Genomic DNA, 10056 nt, shown 5'->3' with positions numbered 1-10056 from the left:
TCCATCGTGTCCGCGCCACGGCGCATTGGAAAAATAATGAGGGATGTCACCCATTGTCTGATCTGAGGCAGCAGAGCGGTCGTTCGGTCTCAGAGCCTTGTCAGACAAACCCGCCGTTGGCCGTCGGCTTCAGAAAAAATCAGAAACTTTTCAGATCGATATAGGCCCCGTCTCAGGACGCCGCTCGGGCATCCAAATTATCGTCACGCGGCTCACGGCGCAGGTTCCTGTGTCTGATGGGCATCGTTCGATCGTTGAGAGGCGGCGAGAGGGAGACCACCAATGCGTCAGCTTATCAGAAATGGACGCAGACAATCGATGAGAAGGCGCTTAGCGTCCGTGGCACTTTAGAGGCAGACACGGTGGATGGATGCCAGATGGAAGTAGGAAATCCACTTCCATCTGTTCGCGACGAAGGTATTTACAACATGACGACTATTAGCCTTTTGGATCGGTCAACCCTCACTCTGCCTGGGTGGGCCATTGTTGCCGGACTTGTTCTGGCCGCGTCCGCCGGTTCGGCAGCTCCTCTTCCGGGAGGTGCGGGATCCGCCGTTGAAACCTATCAAGACTGGATCGTCGCATGTCAGACGCAAAGCACTGCGACCCAGTGCGTCATGCGCCAGGTCCAGAGCAACAAGGACAATGGCCAAAACATCCTGACCGTCGAATTTGCCAATGGCACCGATGGCAAGCTGCAGGCCGCGCTGCTGATGCCCTTTGGGCTGGCGCTGGCTCAAGGCGTATCCGTCCGCATCGACGATGCACCGGCGGGCAGTCCGGCCGCCTTTTCGACCTGCATTCCACAAGGCTGCCTTGCGTCAGTTGCGTTCGACGCCGCTCAGGTGTCAAAACTCAAGACGGGTACCAATCTCAATCTGACGGCGACGGCGCTTTCACCCCCACAAGCCGTCGCGCTGAAAGTGTCGCTGAAGGGCTTTTCCGCTGCCCTTGCCCGCGTCGGTGAACTTACCAAATGAGAAACCGCTTCACAGGCGTTCGTCTTCGCTGGTCACAGCAATCGTCGCGGTGTCAAAAATGGACGGAGACCGCATCAAAGAATCCTTTTAGCGTCCGCTCGAAATGTTCGTAGGGGCCATCATAGGAACGCATTGCATGCCGGGAAGACCGAGCCAAGAACGCTGGTGGCAAGGTGCGTTTTGTGCGGGGACGGCCGTGGGCCTGTTTCTCGCAGCTGTCGGATCTGCGTTTGCGCAGACTGCATCTCAGGTGACGCCGCAGACATTCGAGCCGCAGCTGCAGAAGCAGAGCAGTGGCGTCGTCATTCCCGAGGCCTCTGGCCCGGTTGCGCCGAAGGGTGCGAAGAAGCTGACGGTTCGGCTGAAGTCGGTCAAGGTCGACGGTGGTCTTCCAGGCTTTGCCGAGGAGGAGGCGGTTATCGCCAAAAGCCTCAGCGGCAGACAGGTGACGGCGGCGGCCCTGTTTGAGGCGGCTGGTCAGCTGGAGCGGGCCTATTCCGCCAGGGGTTATGGCCTGGTGCGTGTGGTACTGCCAGCCCAGCGCCTGGTGGATGGCGCCGTACTGCGCATTGTCGTCATCGACGGTTTCCTTGAACGCATCGACACGTCGCATCTGCCCGAAGCTGTTCGCGACCGTATAGCCCGGATCCTGTCGCCGCTGGTGGGCAAGAAGGGGATGTCCAACGACGACATCGAGCGCCAGCTGCTGTTGGCCGGCGATCTCCCCGGCACGGTGCTGCGCTCGACACTGTCGCGCGGGACGCAGGACGGCGGCAGCGTGCTGACGATCGAGGCACGCTATAAGCCGGTCACCGGCTTCATTTCCGGCGATAACAATTCCACCGACGCGCTCGGCAAATACAATACCGGCGTCGGGCTCGACTTCAATTCGGTGTTCGGCTTCGGTGAGCTTTTCTATCTACGTGCCTCGGGTGCGCCGCGCTTCGGCGGTGACGAGGGTTACTTTACCGGCTCGCCGCGCAATCGGTCGCTGGCCGGCGGTGTGACGCTGCCGATCGGCATCGACGGGCTGACGCTGAACTTGGAAGGGACTGCCTCGCGCACGACGCCTGAAGCCGGCCTGTTCGGATTGCAGTTCATGTCGGATTTCACCCGCTATTCGGCGCGACTTGCCTATCCGCTGATCCGTTCGCGGGAATTCACCCTCAACGTCAATGGCGGTTTCGATGCGCAGGACGAGGAGCTGGAGCTGCTCAATGGCGGCGGCATAACCCTGTCGAAGGATCGGCTGCGCATCCTGCGCACTGGCGCCGATCTCTCCTGGTATGTGTCGGGCGATGCGCTCGTCACCGCAGGGCTCACCGGTTCCTTCGGCGTCAACGGGCTCGGTGCGCGCAGTGCCGCCGACGCCAATGCCAGCGGCACGCCCTTGTCACGCCAGGGGGCTGACGCCGATTTCCAGAAGCTGGAAGTCAATCTCGGCTACCGCCAGCCGGTCATGGAACACCTGGTCTTCGATCTGCGGGCGCGGGCGCAGACGTCCTTCGGCCAGCCCTTGCTCAATTCGGAGCAGATCGGCATCGTTTCCTCGTCCGGCCTGTCGAGCTTCCCGAACGGCTCGATGCAGGGTGATGCCGGCTTTGTGCTGCGCGCCGAGGCGCAATTCCCGTTCTCCACCAGCTTCACGCTGCCGTTCGGCTGGCCGGAACTCCCGGCTCAGCAGGGTACGAACCTTGCGGACGGGACCAGCACAGCGGGTGCCGTCGTGGTCTCGCCCTATGTGTTCGGCGCCTATGGCGGCGTCAAACTCTACGATCCGACCGCGCTGGAAAGCGGCTTCTCGCGCGGCGCGGCCTACGGTCTGGGTCTGCGCCTGGCGGCGGCCGAACAGGCAAGCTTCAACAGCACAAACGTCAATCTCGAATATGGCCGCATCGAGCGCTTCGGCGACGGCAGCAATGACAACCGTTTCACCGTCTCGGCGGCGTTCCAGTTCTGACGCTCCCGATGACGCGGAGCGGCAGATCAAGCGCCCGGATTCATCTCGATCTTAACGACGCCAATCGGTTGGCGCGACGAGAGCCGACGCCTTGATCTTGGCACAACCATAAAAGGAAGACCTTTGACATGAACGACCAGATAGCCGCCAAACCGATCGTCCGTTTGCCCGGCGGCGCCGACGCATTACGTGAGGTCCATGGCGACTGGCTGCTCATCGGTGCAGTGCAATCCGGCGATTCCGGGGTACAAAAGTCCTGTGTCATCGCTCAAGAGCAGATTCATAACGATACCCGGCAGCGTCTGCTTGTGATTGAGCTGCGGCCAGACGCCGGTCGGATCAAAGGCACGCTGATCCTGCCATTCGGCCTTTCGTTCCAGAAGGGCGTGGTTCTGCAGGTCGATGAAAGCAGTTCGGCACCGGCGGTGCCATTCCGGACGGCACTGCCGATGGGCAGCGTTGTCGAGCTCGACATTGACGCATTGCGCGTTGCGTTGCTGAAAACCGGCAGGACCTTGCATGTTCATGCCGTTGTTGCCGATACGGGTGCACCTATCGCTTTCGGCATTTCGCTCAATGGTTTTGCGACCGCATTGGCACGCGCCGAGGCCATCATGAAGTAGCGCGCATCTTCGAGACGCTCGATTCCGACCATGCTATCGCCGGCGCCTCAAGCCGGCGAACAAATTTCCCGTGCGGGTTCCGTGGCGCAAGCAGATGCGGAGGATCACTACGCTATCCGAGTTCTTCGGCAAGGCTGCGCAAGAAGCGTCTCATCACCTCGGCACGCTCCTCGGCCATTGCGCGGCCCGCCGCGGTCTGCATGGTATCGGGAAGGCGCAGGAGTTTCACTTCGAAATGGTCAACCGCATAACGGCGATCATCCAGAGGGCGATTTTCTGCAAAAGGGTCGTCGCCGTCAAACAAAGAGGAGCCAAGCCGCCCGGCGATCGCGAAGACGCGGGCGAGACCGATTGCGCCCAATGCCTCCAGGCGATCGGCATCCTGGAGCGCCCGCGCCTCCAGCGTGCGCGGCGGAATATTGGCCGAGAAGCTGTGCGCGAGAATGGCGTGGCAGGTGGCCTCTATGCGGTCCGGCGCGAAACCGAGCGCGGCGAGGATCGGCCTTGCGGCATCGGCCGAAAGGGCAGAGGCCCGCGATCTGTTCGGGTCGTTCTTTGGCAAGTTCACCCAATCGTGCAGATAGGCGGCGGCGATGATGACGCCCTCGTCGCCGCCGCCTTCCGCAGCGGCGATCCGCAGTGCTGCGCGCATGACGCGCCGGGCATGGTGGATATCATGGCTCGCGTCGCTGCCGTCGTCATGGGCCAGGAATTCGGCTTCGAGCCGGTCGATCAGGTCTTTATGCGGCATTTCCATCTGCTTCTATCTGGTTTCGAGGATCAATCGGGAGGCATCGGCCAGGCTGTCGACGACAGGTGCGCCGGTCGCGGCGAGTGCGGCGCGCGCCTGCATGCCCGTGGTTACCAGAACCGTGCGGATACCGAGCGGGCTTGCGGCATCAAAATCGTCGACGGTATCGCCGATCATCCAGCAGCACTCGGCGGCAACGCCGAGTGTCTCGCAGTGGGTGAGGAGGCTTTCTCGCTTCGAAGGATGGCCAGTACCGGCAAACCCCTGGATCAGGCTGAAATGCTCGCCAAGGCGATGATGTTCGATGAGTGCCGCGATCTGCGGATGCGGCGCCATGGAGAGCAACGACTGTGTGGCGAAGGGGGCAATGGCCCGAAGCGCGTAAAGCGCATCGGAGGCGAGCGGCAGCTCATGCATCGCCGCTGCATAGCGGGTGGCATATCTGTCGCTGAGATGGTCCAGCTCGTGCGACAGGGCCGTGCGCCCGAGGAGCGCGTTGAAATATCCGGACAGCGGTCGTCGGTAGTGGTCGCGGATATCGTCTTCCGTCACGTCGGGGCAGCCGAGATCATTCAGCGCGTCGATGGTGATGCGCGCGGTAATCGCAAAATCATCGAGAAGCGTTCCGTTCCAGTCCCAGATAACATGCTTGTCCATTAGGTCCGATTCTCCATGCGGTGGCCGTTTGCGTCGAAATAGTGAAGACGCTCGGCGGCAACGAAAAGGTCCACGCTGGCGCCTGGTTCCAGCGCCTCGGAAAGCCTGGCGCGAAACCGCCAATCGCCGCATTCGAGATGTATCAGCCTCTCCACGCCCATCAGTTCCGAACGCCGGACCAGAGCAGTCAGGCGTAATCCTTCTCCTTCCGGGGCAAGCCTCACATCCTCGCTACGAAAGCCCAGGATGAATGTCCGCGAAGGGCCTGCCGATGTCGGCAGTTGAATACTCGTGTCGCCGATTTTCGATATGCCATTTTCGATCTCCACCGGTGCCAGATTCATCGAACCAAGGAAGTCGGCAACAAAGCTATTGGCGGGCTGCGAAAAAATGGTTTCCGGCCTGCCTTGCTGCTCGATATACCCATCGCGCATCACCACCAGATGGTCGGCAAGGGCAAGCGCCTCTGTCTGATCGTGCGTTACATAGACGGTCGTCGCACCGATTTCGCGTTGCAAGGATGCGAGCTCCGCACGCATCTCGATCCGCAATTTCGTGTCGAGATTGGAAAGCGGTTCATCCATCAGAAGTACGCCCGGCCCACGCACTATGGCGCGCGCAATGCCGACGCGTTGGCGCTGGCCGCCCGAAAGCTGGGCAGGCAGACGTTCCAGCAGTGTGTCGATGCGGGCGAGCTGCGCTGCGGCGCGAACACGCCCATCAATCTCCGGCTTGCCAAGTCCGGCCATGCGAAGCGGAAATGCAATGTTCTCGAATACCGTCTTGGCGGGATATAGCGCATAGTTCTGAAACACCATCGCCACTCCACGCCGCTGCGGATCGACCTGTGTCACATCACGCTCGCCGAACAGGATGGCTCCCGATGTCGGCGTTTCAAGTCCGCAGAGGCAGCGCAACAACGTGGTTTTGCCGCAGCCGGATGGACCGACGATGACGGTGACACCGCCCGCCGGGCAATTTACATCAAGCCGGTCGAAGACCGGGCGCTGAGCACCCGGCCAGAGTTTCGTCAGGCCATGGACGCTGACGGCCTGCGGTGCGGAGACACCTGTTGCCCCGGATGTCATGGCAATGGTCATGGGTGCTGCTCTCACTTTGCGCCGTTCAGATCGTCCATGATGCCGGCAAGACGTTTCATGCCATCCTGAGCCGAGGTCGCACCCGTCAGGATCTCGTATTGGGTATCGCCGAAATTGGATTGGAACTCATTGTTTGCTTTGCCGGGCAGGGTGTACCAATTCTGGCTTTTCTGCGTGTTGATGACCTTGAGCTCGGGGTTCTGGGTGTAGAAATCGCCAAGCAGTTCCGGCTTTGCGACCGCCGTCACATTGATGGGCGAAGAGGCTGTCGCCTTGACGGTCAGGGCGACACTTTCTGGAGTGACGAGCGATAGCAGCGCCTTGCAGGTTGCTTCTTTGCGCGCAGGGTCCGTCGCCAACATGACGAAGCCGTTGCCCGATGCCATGGTCACCGTCGTTGCGCCATCCTTCGCCGGCATCGGGGCCAGGGCGACCTTGAAGGAAGCCTTCGAGACGAGGGTGGTATAGCCCGAAGAGGAACTTAGGAGCATCGCCACTTCGCCGGCCTGAAACATCCGGCCGGCCTCACCCCAGAACGTGCCGGGAGAGACGGCTGGCATGTAGCCCTTTTCGACCAGGCCACGCATGTAACTCATCACCTCGACGCCCGCCGCATTGCCGACAGCGGACTTGCCGTCCGTGCCGATCATCGCACCGCCGGCGGAGGCGAGCTGCCCCTCGAACATGTAGGTGTTAGGCATGTACATGAGCACGCCGAACCTGTTGTTGGCCTTGTCCGTGAGCTTGGCGGCGGCAGCCTCCAGTTCCGTCCAATTCTTGGGAGGATTTGACGGATCGAGACCGGCTGCCTTGAATGCGTCCTTATTGATGAACAAGGCGGGCAGGGTGATATACCAAGGCATGGCATAGAGCTTGCCGTTGACGCGGAAGTCGTCCAGCAGCCCCTTGTCCAGCTGCGCTGCAAGCTCCGGCGCAGACGCCAGGCAGTCGTCAAGCGGCTGCGCGCGGCCGGAATCCACGTAAGGGCGAAGAACCGCACCCGTTACGCGCACGGCGTCCGGCGTCGTGCCCGCTACGATATCTGCGAGCACCTTCTGCGTCGTGTCGAGGTCAGACTTGTTGTCAAGCTCAAGCTTCACGGGAGATGCCGGCTTCGTGCCATTGTAGGTATCGAAGATCTGCTTGAGCACGGCGCCGTTCTGCTTTTCCTGACCGGAGACAAAACGGAGGTCCCCGGCTGCCGCTGCAAATGCAGGAAGGAGGGCGAGTGAAATGGTGGCGACCGCAGTGGCCGAAATCAGACGGGTCATTGATAAAACTCCGAAGTGGAAAGGGATTTTCAGTCGACCTGGCCGGATGTCATGGACATGCCGGCAATGAATTGCCGCTGCGCCAGCAGGAAGCCGACCAGCAATGGAAGAACGGTCAAAGTGGCGGCGGCCATCTGCGGCCCGTATTCCGATCCGAGTTCCTGATCGAGAAACCGGACGATGCCGAAAGGTACGGTTGCGGCGGTATCGTTGCGCAGCACGAAGGATGGCCAGAAATAATCGTTCCAGTGCGACACAAAGCTGAAGATGCCGAACGTTGTGATTGCCGGCCGCGCCATTGGGAAGACGATGTACCAAAGAATGCGAAAGGGCGAGGCGCCGTCTAGCCTGGCCGACTCGAACACGGATTGTGGTATCGAGAGAAAGAACTGGCGTAATAGGAAGACGCTGAATGCGGAACTCAAAAAGGGCAGGATGAGCGCGCCGTAGCTGTTGACGAGACCGAGTTGCGACAGCAGCACATAGACGGGAATGGCGGTGACCTGATAGGGCACCATCATCGCGGCGAGCACCAGCCAAAGGCTCAGAGCCTGTCCGGCAAATCGAAGCCTGGACAGCGCATAGGCCGCAGGCACGCAAACGGCGACCTGCCCGACGAAGATGGCGACGACCACAACGATACCGTTTAAATAGTAGCGCAGGATCGGCACGTCCTCGAAGACGCGCACATAATTTTCCAGCGTGAAGGCGGGTAATGCAAGCAGGTTGCCGCGGAAAATATCATCGGGTGGCGTGAACGACGTTCGCAACATCAGCCAGAACGGCAGCAGCATGAACACGGCCCCGATGGTGAGGGCGAGATGAATGCTACCCTGCTGCAGGAGATAGCGACCGCGTGCGGAAGTGGGGATCATCGGGAGCCTGCCTTTTCAAGACGAGCCGTCAGGACGCGCTGAAGGAAGGTGGCGATAAGCGCCAGCGCGACGAGGACCAGGGTGACGACGGAACCGCCGCCAATATCGAAGAAATATATGCCGCGCTCCCACATCAGATGTGCAAGCGTTTGCGAATGACGCGAGGGGCCGCCGCCGGTCATGGTCGACACGCTGTCGAAGACGCGCATGGCGTTTACTGACGTGATGATGCCGGCGAAAACAGTCGTGGGGCCGATGGCTGGCCATGTGACGTGCCAGAAGCGGTTCCAGCCATTGGCGCCGTCGACGCGGGCAGCCTCAAGCTGATGGCGCGGCACGGCGGCGAGTGCTGCAAGATAAAGTATGGCGATGAAGCCAATCTGTTGCCAATTGCCGACGACGGCGACGGCGGGAAGCGCAAGCCCCGGCGAATTCAGCCAATCGGTCACACCGGTCAATGGCCCAAGCATGTGGTCTATCAGACCGCGTCGGCCAACGAACATCCAGCGCCAGACGATCGACATTGCGACCAGCGTCGCGGCGACGGGGAGGAAATAGACGGCCCGCCAGAAGACGCGGCCGTAGCCGAGGCTGTTGATGCCGAGCGCTACGAGCAAGCCGAATATCATCGAAGTGGGGACGGTGAGCGCCATGTAGAGCAGTGTCACGCCTACACTGTTGGCGAGGTCGCCGCGTACAAAAGCTTTGACGAAATTCGAAAAGCCGACGAACCGGACTGTGCCGGCAAGGATGTCGGTTTCGAAGAAAGCCAACACCAATGTCAAGAGACAGGGCAAGATGGTGAAAACGACCAGCAATACCAGCATTGGTGAGACCAGCACGAAGGGTGCGGCACGCTCGCCAATACCGGGTGCGGGCGCCGTGATCGGCGTCAGGATGCGCGCGTTCGACTGCGTCACAGGCTGTACTCCCGCGTATCATAGGCCGTATGAATCACACCGCTGAAATGCGCTGCCGCAGTCTGCCGCGCCGAGGCACAGTCCTCAGGCGTGCCCAGATGGCAAAGAACGAGGCGCTTTGCATTTGCGATCGTCGCGAGACGTCCGGCATCTGCCGGTGTCATGTGCAGGCCGCCGGGAGCCTTCGGGCCTGAGAAATGCGCATCGACAAGGAAGAGGTCGGTGCCGGCGGCAAAATTTCCCAGCGCCGGCAGGAAGCGGGTATCGGCGGAGTAAACGAGATCGGCGCCTTCGAACCTGATGCGCATCGCGGCCGTCGGGATCCGGTGATCGACCGGAAAGGTCGCAACCGTCGTCCCGTCAAGGACGATATCGTCGCCCGGCTCGTATTCACATGCTTCGAATACGGTCAGCAGCCAGTCTTCGCCGCGGGCGAGGGCGGCGCCGAGTGCCCGGTATCCGGCATTGCCGCCACCCTCCTCGAAGCGCCAGTTGCGATGACCGAAGAGGCCAGAAAGCTTCTCTATGAATTCCAAGCCGCCGGGCGGCAGATAAAGCGGGACGCGTTGAGTGCGGCCTTCCGTCAGCCATTCTGTCATCAGCGCATAGGCAAGCGGGATGAGATCAAGCACATGATCGGGATGCAGATGGCTGATGATCACAGCATCCACGCCGGCCGTCGCATCCGCGCCGATCAGCGCGCCGGCAATACCGGGACCGCAATCTAGCAAGAGGCGCTGGCCGGCAATACGCGCGAGATAACCCGAGCAGGCAAAGCCCGAAATCGGAAAGCCTCCCGACGAACCCAACACCGTCAACGAACTGCTTCTCATAGCCACACTTGCATCCTCGATTACGCAACGGGCCTCTATGGATTTAGGATAACCGTATCGTGACAGTTCAATTGTTTTCACATGCG

At 60.9% G+C, this 10056-nt stretch carries 10 protein-coding genes; 3 read left to right on the top strand and 7 right to left on the bottom strand.

Features of this window, described 5'->3' with window-relative positions; genetic code table 11:
• Positions 1-428 precede the first annotated feature (428 nt).
• From HGP17_RS14610 to HGP17_RS14600, 3 genes are all read left to right on the top strand, one after another.
• Positions 429-980: an invasion associated locus B family protein gene (locus HGP17_RS14610; protein ID WP_168810882.1), complete on the top strand. Its 552-nt coding sequence runs from the start codon at positions 429-431 to the stop codon at positions 978-980.
• 196 nt (positions 981-1176) lie between these two features.
• Entirely contained in the window at positions 1177-2940 is a 1764-nt protein-coding gene (locus HGP17_RS14605) for a ShlB/FhaC/HecB family hemolysin secretion/activation protein (protein WP_348648940.1), read from the top strand.
• A gap of 128 nt (positions 2941-3068) precedes the next feature.
• Positions 3069-3563 carry an invasion associated locus B family protein gene (locus HGP17_RS14600; RefSeq protein ID WP_168810128.1) on the top strand — a complete coding sequence of 165 codons (495 nt, stop codon included), beginning with the start codon at positions 3069-3071 and terminating at the stop codon, positions 3561-3563.
• A 112-nt stretch (positions 3564-3675) separates the two neighbouring features.
• On the opposite strand, the gene HGP17_RS14595 is transcribed toward HGP17_RS14600, so the two are convergent.
• The 7 genes from HGP17_RS14595 to HGP17_RS14565 are packed head-to-tail and all read right to left on the bottom strand — an operon-like array spanning position 3676 to position 9970.
• A complete protein-coding gene (locus HGP17_RS14595) occupies positions 3676-4314 on the bottom strand; it encodes an HD domain-containing protein (protein ID WP_246704099.1) in 639 nt (212 codons plus the stop codon).
• Positions 4315-4326: 12 nt separating this feature from the next.
• Positions 4327-4971, bottom strand: coding sequence for an HAD hydrolase-like protein (locus HGP17_RS14590; RefSeq protein ID WP_168810124.1), 645 nt, complete (start codon positions 4969-4971; stop codon positions 4327-4329).
• Positions 4971-6071, bottom strand: a complete 1101-nt coding sequence (locus tag HGP17_RS14585; RefSeq protein WP_168810123.1) for an ABC transporter ATP-binding protein — start codon at positions 6069-6071, stop codon at positions 4971-4973. The genes HGP17_RS14590 and HGP17_RS14585 overlap by 1 nt, the downstream gene beginning before the upstream one ends.
• 11 nt (positions 6072-6082) lie before the next feature.
• Positions 6083-7342 carry an extracellular solute-binding protein gene (locus HGP17_RS14580; RefSeq protein WP_168810120.1) on the bottom strand — a complete coding sequence of 420 codons (1260 nt, stop codon included), beginning with the start codon at positions 7340-7342 and terminating at the stop codon, positions 6083-6085.
• Between the two features lie 29 nt (positions 7343-7371).
• The gene (locus HGP17_RS14575; protein WP_168810118.1) at positions 7372-8217 is read right to left on the bottom strand and encodes a carbohydrate ABC transporter permease; all 846 of its coding nucleotides are present in this window, start codon (positions 8215-8217) and stop codon (positions 7372-7374) included.
• A complete protein-coding gene (locus tag HGP17_RS14570; protein WP_168810116.1) occupies positions 8214-9137 on the bottom strand; it encodes a sugar ABC transporter permease in 924 nt (307 codons plus the stop codon). Before HGP17_RS14570 ends, HGP17_RS14575 begins: the two co-directional genes overlap by 4 nt.
• Positions 9134-9970, bottom strand: a complete 837-nt coding sequence (locus tag HGP17_RS14565) for an MBL fold metallo-hydrolase (protein ID WP_246704123.1) — start codon at positions 9968-9970, stop codon at positions 9134-9136. The genes HGP17_RS14570 and HGP17_RS14565 overlap by 4 nt, the downstream gene beginning before the upstream one ends.
• Positions 9971-10056 lie beyond the last annotated feature (86 nt).

This window comes from Rhizobium sp. P38BS-XIX (assembly GCF_012641435.1).
Lineage (GTDB): Bacteria > Pseudomonadota > Alphaproteobacteria > Rhizobiales > Rhizobiaceae > Rhizobium.
This window is presented reverse-complemented; position numbering and strand designations above follow the sequence as displayed.